13 protein-coding genes are annotated in these 14,925 nt (G+C 71.0%); 9 read left to right on the top strand and 4 right to left on the bottom strand.

Annotated elements, in window-relative coordinates:
* Positions 1-56: 56 nt before the first annotated feature.
* From ACW14X_RS08795 to ACW14X_RS08765, 7 genes are all read left to right on the top strand, one after another.
* Entirely contained in the window at positions 57-1,127 is a 1,071-nt protein-coding gene (locus ACW14X_RS08795) for a Gfo/Idh/MocA family protein (RefSeq protein ID WP_457165346.1), read from the top strand.
* Entirely contained in the window at positions 1,124-2,140 is a 1,017-nt protein-coding gene (locus ACW14X_RS08790; RefSeq protein ID WP_457165345.1) for an NAD-dependent epimerase/dehydratase family protein, read from the top strand. The genes ACW14X_RS08795 and ACW14X_RS08790 overlap by 4 nt, the downstream gene beginning before the upstream one ends.
* On the top strand, positions 2,137-3,270 hold the full coding sequence (locus ACW14X_RS08785) for a DegT/DnrJ/EryC1/StrS family aminotransferase (protein WP_457165344.1): 1,134 nt from the start codon (positions 2,137-2,139) through the stop codon (positions 3,268-3,270). Before ACW14X_RS08790 ends, ACW14X_RS08785 begins: the two co-directional genes overlap by 4 nt.
* Positions 3,267-3,920 carry an acetyltransferase gene (locus ACW14X_RS08780; RefSeq protein WP_457165343.1) on the top strand — a complete coding sequence of 218 codons (654 nt, stop codon included), beginning with the start codon at positions 3,267-3,269 and terminating at the stop codon, positions 3,918-3,920. Before ACW14X_RS08785 ends, ACW14X_RS08780 begins: the two co-directional genes overlap by 4 nt.
* Positions 3,917-5,026, top strand: coding sequence for a DegT/DnrJ/EryC1/StrS family aminotransferase (locus ACW14X_RS08775; RefSeq protein WP_457165342.1), 1,110 nt, complete (start codon positions 3,917-3,919; stop codon positions 5,024-5,026). Before ACW14X_RS08780 ends, ACW14X_RS08775 begins: the two co-directional genes overlap by 4 nt.
* Positions 5,019-6,212 (top strand): glycosyltransferase, encoded by a 1,194-nt coding sequence (locus ACW14X_RS08770; protein WP_457165341.1) that lies wholly within the window; start codon positions 5,019-5,021, stop codon positions 6,210-6,212. The genes ACW14X_RS08775 and ACW14X_RS08770 overlap by 8 nt, the downstream gene beginning before the upstream one ends.
* A 74-nt stretch (positions 6,213-6,286) precedes the next feature.
* Positions 6,287-7,348, top strand: coding sequence for a hypothetical protein (locus tag ACW14X_RS08765; protein WP_457165340.1), 1,062 nt, complete (start codon positions 6,287-6,289; stop codon positions 7,346-7,348).
* Between the two features lie 118 nt (positions 7,349-7,466).
* On the opposite strand, the gene ACW14X_RS08760 is transcribed toward ACW14X_RS08765, so the two are convergent.
* Genes ACW14X_RS08760 through ACW14X_RS08750 form a run of 3 tightly spaced genes read right to left on the bottom strand, consistent with a single transcriptional unit; the run spans position 7,467 to position 11,158 of the window.
* Positions 7,467-9,029 carry a hypothetical protein gene (locus ACW14X_RS08760; protein WP_457165339.1) on the bottom strand — a complete coding sequence of 521 codons (1,563 nt, stop codon included), beginning with the start codon at positions 9,027-9,029 and terminating at the stop codon, positions 7,467-7,469.
* Positions 9,022-10,491, bottom strand: a complete 1,470-nt coding sequence (locus tag ACW14X_RS08755; protein ID WP_457165338.1) for an oligosaccharide flippase family protein — start codon at positions 10,489-10,491, stop codon at positions 9,022-9,024. Before ACW14X_RS08755 ends, ACW14X_RS08760 begins: the two co-directional genes overlap by 8 nt.
* A complete protein-coding gene (locus ACW14X_RS08750; RefSeq protein ID WP_160025065.1) occupies positions 10,484-11,158 on the bottom strand; it encodes a hypothetical protein in 675 nt (224 codons plus the stop codon). The genes ACW14X_RS08755 and ACW14X_RS08750 overlap by 8 nt, the downstream gene beginning before the upstream one ends.
* A gap of 120 nt (positions 11,159-11,278) precedes the next feature.
* Here ACW14X_RS08750 and ACW14X_RS08745 point away from each other — a divergent pair, with 120 nt between their 5' ends.
* Together ACW14X_RS08745 and ACW14X_RS08740 are read left to right on the top strand one after the other, a co-directional pair.
* Positions 11,279-12,034 (top strand): hypothetical protein, encoded by a 756-nt coding sequence (locus ACW14X_RS08745; protein WP_160025064.1) that lies wholly within the window; start codon positions 11,279-11,281, stop codon positions 12,032-12,034.
* A gap of 10 nt (positions 12,035-12,044) precedes the next feature.
* Positions 12,045-13,370, top strand: a complete 1,326-nt coding sequence (locus ACW14X_RS08740) for an O-antigen ligase family protein (protein WP_457165337.1) — start codon at positions 12,045-12,047, stop codon at positions 13,368-13,370.
* Here the strand turns inward: ACW14X_RS08740 and ACW14X_RS08735 are convergent.
* Positions 13,305-14,882 (bottom strand): DUF4082 domain-containing protein, encoded by a 1,578-nt coding sequence (locus ACW14X_RS08735; RefSeq protein ID WP_457165336.1) that lies wholly within the window; start codon positions 14,880-14,882, stop codon positions 13,305-13,307. The two genes, ACW14X_RS08740 and ACW14X_RS08735, sit on opposite strands and share 66 nt — an antisense overlap.
* Positions 14,883-14,925: the final 43 nt, after the last annotated feature.

Genomic DNA, 14,925 nt, shown 5'->3' with positions numbered 1-14,925 from the left:
GGGATAGGTGGGGCGAGGCTCTTCGGAGCCTCGCCCGCGCCGATTTCATGGGCGACATGACTGATGTGGATCCGCTCGGCGTGGCAGTGGTCGGGGCCGGTTACTGGGGGCCCAACCTGGTCCGCAACTTCCGGAACGCACGAGACTGGACGCTGGTCGCGGTGGTCGACCTGGACCTCGCGCGGGCCCAGGAGGTGATCGGCGGCGGCACGGATGTGCTGGCCACGACCGACCTCGACGAGGTCCTCGCGCGCGAGGACGTGGACGCGATCGCGATCGCGACGCCCGCGGGCACGCATCGGCAGCTGGTCGAGCGGGCGCTGCGGGCCGGGAAGCACGTGCTCGTCGAGAAGCCGCTGGCCGACGACGTGGAGTCCGGGCGGAGCATGGTCGAGGCCGCGCGCGCCAACGATCTCGTGCTGATGGCCGACCACACCTACTGCTACACGCCGGTCGTGCAGAAGATCCGCGAGCTGATCGAGGACGGGTCGCTCGGCGAGATCCTGTTCGTCGACTCGGTACGGATCAACCTCGGGCTGGTGCAGCCCGACGTCGACGTCTTCTGGGACCTGGCTCCGCACGACCTCTCCATCCTCGACTTCATCCTGCCCGGCGGGCTGCGCCCCACCGGGGTCGCCGCGCACGGCGCGGACCCGCTCCGGGCGGGCAAGTCCTGCGTCGGCTACCTGACGCTGCCGCTGGAGGGCGGGGCGATGGCCCACGTCCACGTCAACTGGCTCAGCCCCACCAAGATCAGGCAGATGGTGATCGGCGGGAGCCGGCGTACGTTGGTCTGGGACGACCTCAACCCGCAACAGCGGCTCAGCGTCTTCGACCGCGGCGTCGACCTGGTCCAGCAGAGCGTGGACATCGCCGACCGCGCCGCCGCGACGATCTCCTACCGGCTGGGCGACACCTGGGCGCCCGCGCTGCCCGAGTACGAGGCGCTCTCCCGGATGGTCGGCGAGTTCGCCGAGGCGATCCGGCAGGGCCGTACGCCGCGTACCGACGGGGCCGCCGGGCTCCGTGTCCTCTCCGTCCTGGAGGCGGCCCAGACCAGCCTCCGAGCCCGTGGCGCCCTCGTCGAGGTGGCCGCCGAGACCCCGACCCTGGAGCTGATCCGATGACCTCTCCCGACCTCACGAAACTGAACGGTGCGAACGTCCTGGTCACCGGAGGTGCGGGCACGATCGCCTCCACCATCGTGGACCAGCTCCTCGACGCCGGGGTCGCGCACGTCGACGTGCTCGACAGCCTGATCCGGGGCCGCAAGGCCAACCTCGACGACGCCCTCGCCACCGGTCGGGTACGGCTAGTGGAGGGCGACATCCGTGACCGGGACCTGGTCGGCGACCTCACCGCCGGCAAGGACCTCGTCTTCCACCAGGCCGCCATCCGGATCACGCTGTGCGCCGAGGAGCCTCGGCTGGCCAACGAGGTGCTCGTCGACGGCACCTTCAACGTGGTCGAGGCCGCCGTGCAGGCACGGGTGGACAAGCTGATCTACGCCTCCTCGGCCTCGGTCTTCGGGCTCGCCGAGGAGTTCCCGACGCCGGAGGGGCACCACCACAACAACAACGACACCCTCTACGGGGCCGCGAAGTCCTACAACGAGGGGCTGGTGCGGTCCTTCCGGGCGATGCACGGGCTCGACTACGTCGGGCTGCGCTACTTCAACGTCTACGGACCCCGGATGGACGTCCACGGCGCCTACACCGAGGTGCTGGTGCGGTGGATGGAACGGATCGCCGACGGCAAGCCGCCGCTGATCTTCGGCGACGGGCGCCAGACGATGGACTTCGTCTGCGTCCCCGACATCGCCCGCGCCAACATCCTGGCGGCGGCCTCGGACGTGAAGGAGGGCGTCTACAACATCGCCTCCGGCACCGAGACCTCGCTGCTGGAGCTGGCCGAGGCGCTGTTGCGGGCGATGGACTCGCCGCTCGGCGTCGAGCACGGTCCGGAGCGAGCGGTCAACGGCGTCACCCGACGGCTCGCCTCCATCTCCGCGGCCCGCGAGGACCTGGGCTGGTCCCCGACGATCGGGCTCGAAGAGGGGCTGCGCCAGCTCGTCGAGTGGTGGGCGCCGCTGCGCTCCGAGATCGCCGCCGGGCGGGCTCTCCAGGGTGGCGTGTCATGAACCGGATCAACGTCATGCAGCCCTGGCTGGGCGAGGAGGAGGTCGAGGCGGTCGCCGAGGTGCTCCGCTCCGGCTGGGTCGCCCAGGGGCCGCGCGTGGCCGAGTTCGAGCGCCGCTTCGCCTCCTCGCAGCAGGCTGCTCACGCGGTCGCCACCTCGAGCTGCACCACGGCGCTCCATCTGGCGCTGGTCGTGGCGGGGGTGAGCCCCGGTGATGACGTCGTCGTCCCGTCCTTCTCGTTCATCGCGACCGCCAACGCGGCGGTCTACGTCGGTGCCCGCCCGGTCTTCGCGGACGTCTCGCCGGTCACCGGGAACCTCACCGCCGAGACGGTCCGGGAGGCCCTCACGCCGCGGACCACCGCCGTGATCGTGGTCGACCAGGGCGGGGTGCCGGTCGACCTGGACGCGATCCGGGAGGTCTGCGACCCGCTCGACATCATGGTCGTCGAGGACGCCGCCTGCGGTGCCGGGTCGACCTACCGAGGTCGTCCCGTGGGCGCGGGAGCGGAGATCGCTGCCTGGTCCTTCCACCCGCGCAAGATCCTCACCACCGGCGAGGGCGGGATGCTCACCACCTCGCGCGCCGACTTGGCCGAGCGGGCGCGCAGGCTGCGCGAGCACGCGATGAGCGTCTCCGCCGCCGACCGGCACGCCAGCCTGGTCTCGCCGCCGGAGTCCTACGACGAGGTCGGCTTCAACTTCCGGATGACGGACCTGCAGGCCGCTGTCGGCCTGGTGCAGCTCGACCGGCTGCCCGAGGTCGTCGCCCGGCGCCGCGAGCTGGCCGCGGTCTACGCGAAGTCGGTCGCCGAGATCGGCGGGCTGCGCGCCGTCGCCGACCCGGCCTGGGGCACCAGCAACTTCCAGTCGTTCTGGATCGAGGTGGGGTACCCCTACGGGCTGGACCGGGAGGGGCTGCTGAGCGCCCTGGCCGAGGCCGGGATCTCGGCGCGACGCGGGATCATGGCGTCGCACCGGCAGCCTGCGTACGCCTCGTCGTCCCTCAGCCTCCCGGCCACCGAGCACCTCACCGACAACACGCTCATCCTGCCGCTCTTCCACCAGATCTCGGACTCGGAGCAGGCGCGGGTCATCGACGTACTCCGGCAGGGGGGAGGGCGTCGATGACCACGCTGGTTCTCGTCGCGGCCAGCGGGCTCGCCGGGGAGGTCGCGGCGGCGGCGGAGTACGACGAGATCGTCGCCGTCGACGACGACCGCGAGCGCTGGGGTCAGATGATCGGCTCGGTCGACGGAACCGGCGGGGTCAAGGTCATCGGACCGATCGAGGTCGCCACCGACTGCGGTGACGACCTGGTCATCTGCGCCGGGGCCGGGTCGACGCGCCGACGCCTCTACAACCGTCTGATCGGCTACGGGGTGGCGCCGGAGCGCTACGCGACCATCGTCCATCCCACCGCGTCGGTGCCGGCCGGCTGCGAGGTCGGTGCCGGGACCGTGCTGCTCGCCGGGGTCGTGCTGACCGCCGGCGTACGCGTCGGGCGCCATGTCGTCGCGATGCCCAATGCGGTCCTCACCCACGACGACATCGTCGGCGACTACGCGACCATCTGCGCCGGGGTGACCCTCGGCGGCGAGGTCGTGATCGGTGAGGCCGCCTACCTCGGGATGAGCTCCTCGGTGCGTCAGCGCACCACCATCGGAGCCGACTCCGTCCTCGGCATGGGAGCGGTCCTGCTCCACGACCTGCCCGCCGGGGAGACCTGGGCCGGAGTGCCCGCCCGCCGTCTCAATTCACGTCAGGAGCTGATCTGGTGAAGGTGCCGTTCGTCGACCTCGGGTCGCAGCAGTCGGAGATCGAGGACGAGGTACGCCTCGGGCTGGACCACGTCTTCTCGCGAACTGCATTCGTGGGAGGACCGGAGGTGACCGCCTTCGAGAAGGAGTACGCGGCCTACGTAAGAGCCGGCCATTGCGTCGGCGTCGGCAACGGGACCGACGCGCTCGAGCTCGCGATGCGAGCCGTCGGGGTGCGGCCCGGTGGCGAGGTGATCGTGCCCGCCAACACCTTCATCGCGACCGCCGAGGCGGCCAGCCGGATCGGGGCCGTACCGGTGCCCGTCGACGTCGACGAGTCGCACCTGTTGATCGACCCCGTCGCGGTGGAGCGGGCGCTCACGTCGCGTACGCAGGCGATCGTGCCGGTGCATCTGTTCGGGCAGACCGCGTTCGTGGAGCAGCTGTTGCCGCTCGCGGAGGCCGCCGGGATCCCGGTGATCGAGGATGCCGCGCAGGCGCAGGGCGCCCGCCGGAACGGTCGAGCGAGCGGCTCGCTCGCCACCGTCGCGGCGACCAGCTTCTACCCCGGCAAGAACCTCGGCGCCGCCGGCGACGCCGGTGCGGTGACGACCTCCGACCCGGAGATCGCGCGGATGGTCCGGCTGCTCGCGGCCCATGGCTCGGAGACCAAGTACGTCCACGAGGTCGTCGGGATGAACTCCCGCCTCGACACGATCCAGGCCGTCGTGCTCGCCGCGAAGCTGGCCCGTCTGGAGAAGTGGAACGAGCTGCGCCGGCAGGCCGCCGACCGCTACCACCGTCTTCTCTCGGGCGTTCCTGGGCTACGGGTGCCCGAGTCGGCGCCGGGCAACCTCGACGTCTGGCATCTCTATGTCGTCCGGGTCGGTGACCGTGACCGGGTGCTGGCTGCGCTGCTGGAGGCCGGGATCGGCACCGGGATCCACTACCCGTTCCCGGTGCATCTGACTGCGGCGTACGCCTCGCTGGGGTTCGGCGAGGGCTCCTTCCCGGTCGCGGAGCGGGCGGCGGGCGAGATCCTGTCGCTGCCGATGTTCCCGCACCTGAGCCCGGAGCAGCAGGAGTACGTCGCCGACGTGCTCATCGCGGCGGTGAGGCATGGGTGAGGTGCGTACACCGGTCTCGATCGTCTGTGTCTACAACGACCCGGCGGTGCTGGAGTCGTGCCTGGCGGCCTCGATCAAGGCCGCTCCGGGAGCATCGCGGCAGACCGAGGTGATCCCCGTCGACAACGTCTCGGGTGCGTTCGCGAGCGCCGGCGCGGCGCTGAACCACGGTGCCCGGATGGCACGCAACGAGGTCGTCGTCTTCGTCCACCAGGACGTCTACCTGCACTCGCTGCCCGCGCTCGAGGCCGCCGCCGCGACCCTCCTCGCCGACCCCTCGCTCGGGGTGCTGGGGGCGGTCGGGGTCGACCACCGCGGCGAGGTCGTCGGCGCGGTGCGCGACCGGGTCGTCCCACTTGGCCGCTCCACCTCGGTCCCGGTCGACGTCGACTCCCTCGACGAGGTGCTCTTCATGGTCACCCGCTCACAGGTGCTGCGCGAGCCGCTCTCGGAGTCGCCCGACCTGGCCTGGCACGCGTACGCCGTGGAGTACTGCCTCCGCATGCGCGCCTCCGGACGCCGCGCCGCCGCCGTCGACATCCCGCTGACCCACAACAGCATGACCACCAACCTCGCCCGCCTCGACGTCGCGCATCGCAGCGTCGGCCGCACCTACGCCGGCCTCGTGCCCATCCGCACCACCTGCGGGATCGTGGCCGGTGAACACGGCGCCGGGACCACCTCCTGGACCGTCCGGCGCGCCCGGGGCGCCCGAACGTTCTGGGGCGAGTCCGTCCGGGCCCGCCGGGTGAGGCGCTCGCTGCGCGGGGTCCCGCAGGATCGGGGCCACGCGCGTGGGCGTCAGGTGGTGCTCGCCGACATCCGGCTGCTCGTCGACGACGTCGCCCGGCTCGCCGGCAGCTCCTCGATCCGCGTCGTCGACCCCACCCGCGACGGCACCGTCGGCGAGGCCGACGGCCTCGAACGCAACGGCATCGCCTTCTCCGCCGCCACCCTCCGCTGGCCCGGCGTCGTCGCCGCCGTCGCCGCGACCGCCCCCTCCGAGCTGCTCCTCGTCTCCGGCCTGCGGCCCGAGGAGATCGCCCCCCTCGCCGCCACCGCGACCGGCCCCTACCTCGTCGGCCTCGCCCGCGACACCGGCCTCTGGCTCCTCCTCGGCGCCGACCCGGCTGCTCTCGCGCCGCTGTGGAGCCGGCCGCGCAACCGGCCGTTCTTCGTGGGGTGAGGGGTGCAGGGATACCCGGTTAACCGGGTATCCCTGCACTTCTCAGGCAATGCAATGCCAGAGAAGTGCAGGAAATGCCAGAGAAGTCCGCCCACTTCAGCCGTGCGCAGGGCAATGGGCGGAAACATGGGCGACTGAAAATGTCGGTGGCCGTCGGCAGGATGCAGAGCATGACACTCTCATTCGACGATTCTCGGCTCACTCCGATCGCCCTTCGCAAGGAGCTGCTCGACAACGGGCACAGCGACAGATCTCTGGCGCAGGCATTACGTACGGGTGCGCTCGCGAGGCCGCGGCGCGGCGCCTACGTGGATGGGAGTCTCTGGGAGGGGCTTTCGGAGCAGGATCGGTACGCGGTCCGCTGCCGTGCGGCGTACCGGCAGTCGAAGACCGATGTGGTCCTGTCACACGTCTCGGCCGTTCCTTTCCGTGATGGACCGCTGTGGGGTCTGGATCTCGAAGAGGTGCATCTGAGTCGTTCGGACCATCGCACCGGCCGGCGCGAAGCCGGCGTACGTCAACACAGCGGGAAGCTGCTCGAAGCGGATGTCGTGACGGAGAACGGCCTTCTGCTGACCTCGCCGGAGCGAACGGCCGTGGAGGTGACCACCGTGGCTCCCATGATCGCGGCTCTCGGCGTCGTCAACGATCTCCTGCATCGGAAGATCACGACCCTCGAGCGCGTCAAGGCACGCTATGAGCTCTCGATGGACCATTGGCCGAACTCGCTGTCAACACAGGTCGTACTGCGACTTGCGGACCCACGCATCGAGTCGCTCGCCGAGTCATTGTTCGTCGGAGTCGCGTGGCTGCAGAGCCTGCCGATGCCGATCCCGCAGTACGAGGTGACGGACTCCGAGGGGAAGACTCGGCGACTCGACTTCGCGCTTCCGGAGTTCGGCGTTTGGTTCGAGATCGACGGCAAGGTCAAGTACGAGCGGCCTTATCGGATCGGGGAGACAGCGACTGACGTGGTTCTCCGGGAGAAGCGCCGCCAAGAGCGGATCGCCGAGGCGACAGGGTGGCGCTGCATGCGGATCTCGTGGGCCGACCTGCAGGATCCCGTGCGCCTGGCGGCTCGGATCCGCGCCTTCCTAGAGTCCGCCATGACCGCCCAGGTGCGGAGGAGCGCCTGAGGTCTCCGCCGCCGAACTGAACGGCGGGGCAGCGTCCGCAGTCACACGTGTCACAGCGCTCAGGCAATCCCTGCACTTCTCCGGTGTTGCATTGCCAGAGAAGTGCAGGAATACCCTGTTAACCGGGTATCCCTGCAGGCCGGCGGCGCAACCGCGCCCGAACCGCAGCGGCGGCCCACTCGGGGGCGAGGTCGCGGACGCGGCCGGCGCCGCCGCGGCGGGTCTGGCGCCACATTGAGATTCGGTCGGTGAGGGGCATCGCGCCGAGGAGGCCGGCGGTGATGTCGGCGCCGGTACGGCTGAACGGGTTGGTCGCCTGGACGGAGACGGTGAGCAGGTCGAGGTGGCCGCGGCCGCGGACGGGGGCGAGCAGGTCGTCGCCGAGGCGCTGAGGTGTCAGGTAGAGCGACTCGGCGTCCGCGACCCAGCCAGGGCCGGTGTGACACTCGAGAATCGCCTGGGCGGTCGCGGTGCCGCGCGAGACCCGTTCACGCGGGCGGCGGACCAGGTCGAGGAGGGTGTCGCGCAGCTGGTCGGCGCTCTTCGGGCGCAGCATCAGGTGGTCGATCCCGGGAGAGTCCGAGCCCCAGACCGCACACTCTGGCCGGTGCCCGCGGAAGGTGACGACGGGGTTGCCGAGGCCGCCGGACTCGAGCAGCGAGGTGAGCCCGGCGAACGGGAACGAGTCGAGGTAGACGTCGGCGGCATGGTGGAGCGGGGCGACGTCGGGGAGCATGCCGACGGCCTGGATCCGGCCGGACGTACGCCGCGCCAGCCCGGCCCACGGCTCCGACTCCGGGTTGGGGCCGGCGACCCGCCACTGCAGGCGGGGTTCGGCGGCCACGGCTGCCTCGACGGCCGCCAGGTAGGTGTCGCCGCCCTGGAACTTGCTCGAGTCGGCCGCGGTGACGACCAGCACGTCCGAGGCGCGCACGTTCCACTGCGGCTTCGCGGTCTCGCGACGCTTGGTCCGGCCGCGGACGGACAGCGGCCGGTTGCGTACGATCGACCGCTCCATCGGCAGGCCGCGACGGTGCTGGGCGAGGTCCTGGCCGCTGCGCCGCAGGTGGACGACCCGGTCATAGGCCCGCACCCCGACCCAGAAGACGTGGTCGGTGTTGTCGATGTAGACGACGGGCGGCAGGTCGCGTCGGTCGGCGAAGGCGAGCGCGGGGACCACGTCGAAGGGGTGGCAGTGCGAGACCACCAGGTCGGCGGTCGAGGCGAGCGCACGCAGCCGGGCGGCACGGTGGAGCAGGCTCCCAGGTGTGGTGTCGAGCATGGTCAGGCCGACCCGGTCCCCGAGCCGGGAGGCGATCTTGGCCGGCACCGGCGAGGTCATCTGCCGGGTGGCGACGATCTCGTGGGACCGGTCGGCGAGCTGGTCGGTCCAGCCGGCGATGATCTGGGTGTGCCCGCCGCTCTGGTACATCTGCGTGACCACGTGCAGCGTGCGCCGCGGCCGGGTCGGCACGGCCACGGACGGGAGCGAGCGGCCCAGCTCGGTGAGAAGCAGCTCGAGGGGCTCGTACGCGAACCAGCCGGTGTGGTTGCCCCAGGCGAACTCGGCCGCGGCCTGGGCCAGGGCGGCCGCGCGCTGCGGACGTCGTCGCGCGGCTGCTGCCGCGGCGGCGTACATCTCCTCCAGGGTGTCGTGGTTGTCGTCGAGACGGTCAGACATGGACGTCCTCGTTCAGTGTCGTGGGGGGCTCACTGGGGGTGGGGGAGCCGGCTCCTGAGCGGAACCAGCGGACGTCCTCGCGTCGGCGTCGCAACAGCACCGCCCACACGGCGGCGAGCACCAGGCCGGTGACCGCGCAGGTCACCCAGACCGACGGCTGCGCGACGCGCATCCCGACGGCCGCGGCCCATACGCAGAGCGCACCGAGAGCCGGCAGGGCGGAGCCGGCGGCGAGGCCACCGAGCCCGACCCCGGCCCGCGCGAGGTAGAAGAGATGCAGCGGCAGGATGACGACGAGGCCGACCGCGAACGTGGCCAGGCCGACCCCGCCGACGCCGTCCCACGCCGCCCCCGCCAGCAACGCCGGCACCAGGGCGATCAGCCAGACGATCTGGATCGTCATCAGGCTGCGCGTCGAGCCGGCGATGACCAGGAAGTCGTAGGCGAGCTCGAAGGAGATCCGCAGCACGGCGAGCGCGCCGAGCCAGAGGAGCGGTGCCGCGGCCGCCTGCCAGACGTTGCCGTAGACGAGCCCGATCACCTCCGGTGCCAGCGCGGCCAGCGCCGAGCAGCCCGGCAGCGTCACGGTCAGCACCAGCGCGGAGAGCCGCGAGAAGGCCCGCCTCATACCAACGGGATCGTGCTGCAGCCGAGCGAAGATCACCGGCGTGACCTGCCGCAACGGCTTCGACAGCATCGTGACCGGCCAGCTGGAGAGGTTGAAGGCGACCACGTAGAACCCGAGTGCGGTCGCACCCAGCATGCCGCCGATGACGATCTGGTCGGCGAACCCCACCGCGAAGACCAGGATGCTGGTCACCGCCAGCGGGGCGCCGAAGCGGAGCAGCGTGACCGCATGGGGTCGGGAGAGCCCCAGACGCCACGGCAGCGGCGACATCCGCAGGAACATCACCGTGGTGACGGATACGCCGAGAAGATGACCGATGACCAGGGAGTACGGACCGGCGCCGGCCAGCGCGAGCCCGAGCATGACCGGGACCGCCACGAGCGTGGCCATCTGGTCGATGAGCATCCGCTTGCCCTGCATCAGGTTGCGCTGCAGCAGCGCCGCGGGCGTGGCGCTGATCCCGCTGAGCACCACTGGGACCGCGAAGAGAGCAACCAGCGCCGCCGCGTCAGGCTCGCCCATCGCCCGCGCATAGGGGCCGGCGCCGATCACCATCCCCGCGGCGATGAGCAGGCTGGCCGCGACCGAGATCGTGGTCACCGTCGGCGCGATCTCGCGCGGGTCGTCCTTCCAGCGCACCACCGCGAGGCTCACGCCGAGCTCGTTGAAGCTCAGCACCGCCATCAGGGCGAGGAAGGCGACGGCGTACGTCCCGTAGCTCTCCGGCCCGAGCAGCCGCGCGACGAGGATGCCGACGACCATCGTGCCGAGCTTGGTCACCGCCGTGTTGGCGATGCTCCAGGCGAGGGCGGTGTGGGGGCGGGTCTCAGCCAAGGTCGGTCTCCGGCGGCGTCTCGGCGCGGCGCGCCTTGCGCCGCAGCAGGATCGGGTCGATGCGTACGACCAGGTAGAGGGTGGCAGCGGCGCCGAGCATCCCGGAGACGGCGAACGCCCGCTTCGAGCTCCCGCCGACGGGGTAGACGACGGTCGAGCCGGGCGCTTCCTTGGTGGTCATCCGGAACGCCTTGGCCACCTGGTACTCGTCCTGCACCCGGTCGAGCGCGGCCGTCATCTCCTCGACCAGCTGCTCCTTGCGGGTGCGCACGGTCTCCGGGTCGGAGCCGACGACCTCGATGATCAACCACTGGTCGGTGTAGTTGGGCGCCCACTGGCCGCCCGTGTCGGGCAGCCGGACGGTCCAGCCATCGCGTACGCCCATCCCGATCAGCCCCGCGTCGGTGGCGGTGAACTTCGGGATCTGCCGGGTGCCGACGACGAGCTTGCCGACCACGCCGGCGGTGATCACCAGGTCCTCGGAGGTCGCCCGCAGCGCGTTGGGATACTGCGCGTTCTTCGGAGCCAGGAAGACCAGGTCCGTACGTGTCCAGTACACGCTGCGGTCCTGGCTCGCGTAGTTCGCGGCGGCGAGGGTGAGGATCGCGCCGACCACCACGATCGGCCATCGTCGGACCATCGCCCGCAGCAGGTCCCACAGCGCCATGGTCGGAACGCTAGGTCCGCCGAGGCCGAGTCAGCCCAGGTCAGCGGGGTCATCGCCCAAATCGGGTAGGACGTCGGCGAGGTCGGCTCGCACCGATCCTGGATGGGTACGTTCGGCCGCATGGTGTTGTCGGAGTTCGTCGGTGCGATCCGTCGACGGTGGTATCTCGCGGTGGTCGGCATCCTGCTGACCGGCGTGCTCGGCTGGAGCGCGTCGGCCTTCGTGGCGCCGAGCTACACCGCCCGGGGCCTGGTCCTGATGCTCCCCTCGAAGAACGCGGTCGGCCCGGGTGGCAACCCGTTCCTGGGGCTCGGTGGGCTCGACCTGCCGGCCCGGGTCGTGGTCGCCTACTACACCAGTGCGCCCGCGCAGGAGGCGATCGCGGAGGTCACCCCGGGCGCTGCGGTCACGGTCTCGATGGAGGAGTCGACGCGCGGTCCGGTGATCGCGATCGACGTCAGCGCGGACAGTGAGGCCAGCGCCATCGAGGCGTTGAACTTCGTCGCCGACTCGATTCCCGACACTCTCGGCAGGCTGCAGGACGAGGTCAACGCGAAGGGCAACGCCCGGCTGCGCTCCCGTCCGCTCGCGCTGGACGAGACCGCCGCCATCGACGGCAGCGGGCCGCTGCGGGCGCGGATCATGGCCGTCGTGCTCGGTCTCGCGATGACCGCGGTGCTGGTCTACGCGATCGACGGGATCGTGCTGCGCCGCCGCTTGGCTCGCGAGGAGCGGGCTGCGTCGCTGGCCGCCCAGGACGCCGCCTACGACGACGAGCCCGACCAGGACGACGAGTACGACCGGTACGACCAGGACAACCGGAACGACCGGGACGACCGCGGCGACGACCACGTCGTCCAGCGCCTCCACGGCTGAGGCAGGAACGATGGCCGTACGCCGTGGTGTCGATGCGGTGACGTGGCTGAGCCTCTACACGTTCGCCGTCTTCGTGATCCCGTCCTGGCTGGTCTTCCGGCCGCTGGGCAGCGCCGGCTCGGTCTCGATGCTGATGGGCCTGGGCAGCTTCGCGCTCTGGGTGCTGCTGAGCATCGGCCGCCCGCTGCCGGTCGACCGGCCCCCGCAGCCGATGCGGGTGGTCCTGGCGCTGTTCCTGTTCAGCATCGGGGTCACCTATGTCATCGCGATGTCGCGTCCGATCAGCCGCGACGAGGTGAGCCCGGCCGACGTCGCGATCCTCGCGATGGTCTCCTGGGTGGGCACGCTGCTGCTCGCCGGCGACGCCATCCCGAGCATGGCCAGGGTCCATGTGCTGGTGTGGCGGCTGGTCGTGGGCGGCAGCTTCCTCGCGGTCCTCGGCCTGGCCCAGTTCTTCGCCCGGCAGATCTTCGTCGACCGGATCTCGGTCCCCGTCCTGACCCCGATGACGACGGTCGAGCTGGCGATGCGCAACGGCCTCGTACGTCCCGCCGGGACCGCTCTGAGCCCGATCGAGTACGGCACGCTGATGGGGATGCTGGTGCCGATCGCGCTCCACGTCGGCTTCCAGCATCGCAACCTCAACCCGATCGTCCGCTGGACCCCGGTGGTGCTGATCTGCATGATCATCGCCGCCTCCTCGAGCCGGTCGGCCTACCTCGGCGCCGCCATCGCGGTCGCGGTCTGCATGATCGGCTGGTCGCGCAAGCAGCGCGCGATGGTGCTGGGGCTCGCGGTCGGCGGGCTGGGGCTGGTGTTCCTGGTGGCGCCCCGGATCATCAACTCGGTGACCGGAATGTTCGTCGGCGCCGAGGAGGACCCGAGCGTCACCTCGCGCACCGACAGCTACGGGGTGGCCTGGTTCTTCGTCGACCGCAACCCGTTCTTCGGGCGCGGGCTGGGGACGTTCCTGCCGAAGTACCGCATCTTCGACAACCAGTACCTCCAGATGATGGTGAGCATCGGGATCATCGGCCTGCTTCTCTTCGTGGCCTTCGTCGTCGCGACGTTCATCCAGCTCGCCCGGGTCTATCGCGCCTGCGAGGACCCGAAGACGCGCGATCTCGTCGTCGCGCTCATCGGCGCCGCCGCCGCCGGCTTCGCCGGACTGGCCTTCTTCGACGCGTTCGCCTTCCCGATGACGATGGGCACGATCTTCCTGGTGCTCGGGCTGGCGAGCGCGGTCACACGTCTGGAACGTACGGATCGATCAGGTCGTGCAGGGGAGGTTGCGCACCACGACGGGCTGGCCGGCGGAGTTCAGCGTCGCGGTTGACGCCTGCCACTGGGTGACCAGGCTGCACCTGACGTCGAGCGGTCCGAAGACCCAGCTCCGGTCGACCACGTACAGGTTCCTCACCGTGCCCGGCGTGCCAAGCCGGAACGGGTAGCCGCCGCCGCTCACGATCAGGCCGTCGATGTCGACGGAGGTGTTGTCCTGGTCGGGGTAGAAGAACGGCGCGGTGCCGCCACAGCCGTTGGTGTCGACGAAGTCGATGACCGTCTTCCGGACGGTGAGCGCCCCGCCGCCGTACCCCTGGATGCCGTCACCGTGCCAGTCGGTGCAGACGTCGGGGGAGACGACACGTACGTAGGAGTCGTGGATGGCGACGCCGCCGCACGCCGTCCTCCCCTGGGCCCGGAAGCCCTCGGGGACCCCGTCGATGAGTACGTTGCGGGCCGTATAGCCGCCCGAGGTGACGGCGGGCCAGGCGTCGTCCGTCGTCGGGGCCGTGCCACGGACGATCTCGGAGTCCTCGATGACGAGACCGGTCGCACACGTGCCGCTGGTGAAGTTGGCGATCACCGAGCCGACCGCCTGCACCCGGCGCAGGGTCACGTTCCTGGCGTTGACGGCGATCGTCCCGTTCGTGACACGCAGGTCCTCGACGACGGCGCCCGGTGTGTTGATCGTGTACGTCCCGGTCACCGACCGCTTCGGCTGCCAGCCGTCCGGCAGCCCGGCGGAGGCGCGGGTCGGGAAGCCACCGGCGGGAGGGGCGGAGGTGGGCGCGGGGGCGGACGTCGTCGGAGTGCCGCTCGGGGAGCTCGGCGACGTCGACGGAGCCGTCGAGGAGCTCGCCGGCGCGCTCGGGCTGACGCTCGTCGTGGGGCTGGGGCTCTCGGACGGAGGCGCGCTGGAGGGTGGCGCACTCGCGGACGGCGTCGGTGAGGTCGTCGGCTCCTCGCCAGAGCCGGTCGGTCGTACGACGACGTCGACCTGGTAGTTGGTGGCCCGGTACGTCGAGCGGGGGAACTCGCCCGGCTGGTAGCTGTAGACACCCGCGTTCTCGCCGGCCGAGAGCGGACCGTTACTGATCGGGCGGTCGAAGAAGTGCTCGTCGGTCGAGTAGTGACCACCGGGCGCGGTGTACGAGACGACGTAGGAGCGGCCTGGCTCGAGACGTACCGTCCGGTCGAGCTTGGCGACCTTCAAGCCGTCTCCGGCCCTGCCGTCGAGCTGGACGCGGGCGAGCGGGCGGCCCCGTCCCGACCACAGGGTCGCCAGGTGCGGGCCGTGGTTGTCCGGGCCCAGGTACACCTGGACCGCGACCGCCTCGACCGGCTCCGAGGTCCGGAACCGCAGCCCGAGCTCGACCGGCCGGGAGTCGGGGTCCGTCAGGACCGCGGGGACCGCGTCGTCGGGGAGAAGGCTGATCGTCTCCGGGTGCGCGGTCGCCGTCCCGAACGCCCAGAGGGCGCTGCCTGCGATGAGGGTGACGAGGACGCTGGCGAAGGCGGTGCGCCGCCACCGGGTAGACCTGCTGGGCGTGCGGTGGGAGGGCATGAATGCACCTGTTCGTGGGGGATACCTGGGCAACGGCATCGAC

Source organism: Nocardioides sp. YJ-D4, from assembly GCF_054031495.1.
This window is presented reverse-complemented; position numbering and strand designations above follow the sequence as displayed.

Excerpts from the sequence above, each read along its gene's own strand:
- ACW14X_RS08750 (WP_160025065.1), bottom strand. The coding sequence starts at position 11,158 with ATGGCGCTGTGGGACCTGCTGCGGGCGATGGTCCGACGATGGCCGATC.
- ACW14X_RS08765 (WP_457165340.1), top strand. The coding sequence starts at position 6,287 with ATGCCAGAGAAGTCCGCCCACTTCAGCCGTGCGCAGGGCAATGGGCGG.
- ACW14X_RS08740 (WP_457165337.1), top strand. The coding sequence starts at position 12,045 with ATGGCCGTACGCCGTGGTGTCGATGCGGTGACGTGGCTGAGCCTCTAC.
- ACW14X_RS08760 (WP_457165339.1), bottom strand. The coding sequence starts at position 9,029 with ATGTCTGACCGTCTCGACGACAACCACGACACCCTGGAGGAGATGTAC.
- ACW14X_RS08770 (WP_457165341.1), top strand. The coding sequence starts at position 5,019 with ATGGGTGAGGTGCGTACACCGGTCTCGATCGTCTGTGTCTACAACGAC.
- ACW14X_RS08785 (WP_457165344.1), top strand. The coding sequence starts at position 2,137 with ATGAACCGGATCAACGTCATGCAGCCCTGGCTGGGCGAGGAGGAGGTC.
- ACW14X_RS08735 (WP_457165336.1), bottom strand. The coding sequence starts at position 14,882 with ATGCCCTCCCACCGCACGCCCAGCAGGTCTACCCGGTGGCGGCGCACC.
- ACW14X_RS08780 (WP_457165343.1), top strand. The coding sequence starts at position 3,267 with ATGACCACGCTGGTTCTCGTCGCGGCCAGCGGGCTCGCCGGGGAGGTC.
- ACW14X_RS08745 (WP_160025064.1), top strand. The coding sequence starts at position 11,279 with ATGGTGTTGTCGGAGTTCGTCGGTGCGATCCGTCGACGGTGGTATCTC.
- ACW14X_RS08795 (WP_457165346.1), top strand. The coding sequence starts at position 57 with ATGACTGATGTGGATCCGCTCGGCGTGGCAGTGGTCGGGGCCGGTTAC.
- ACW14X_RS08790 (WP_457165345.1), top strand. The coding sequence starts at position 1,124 with ATGACCTCTCCCGACCTCACGAAACTGAACGGTGCGAACGTCCTGGTC.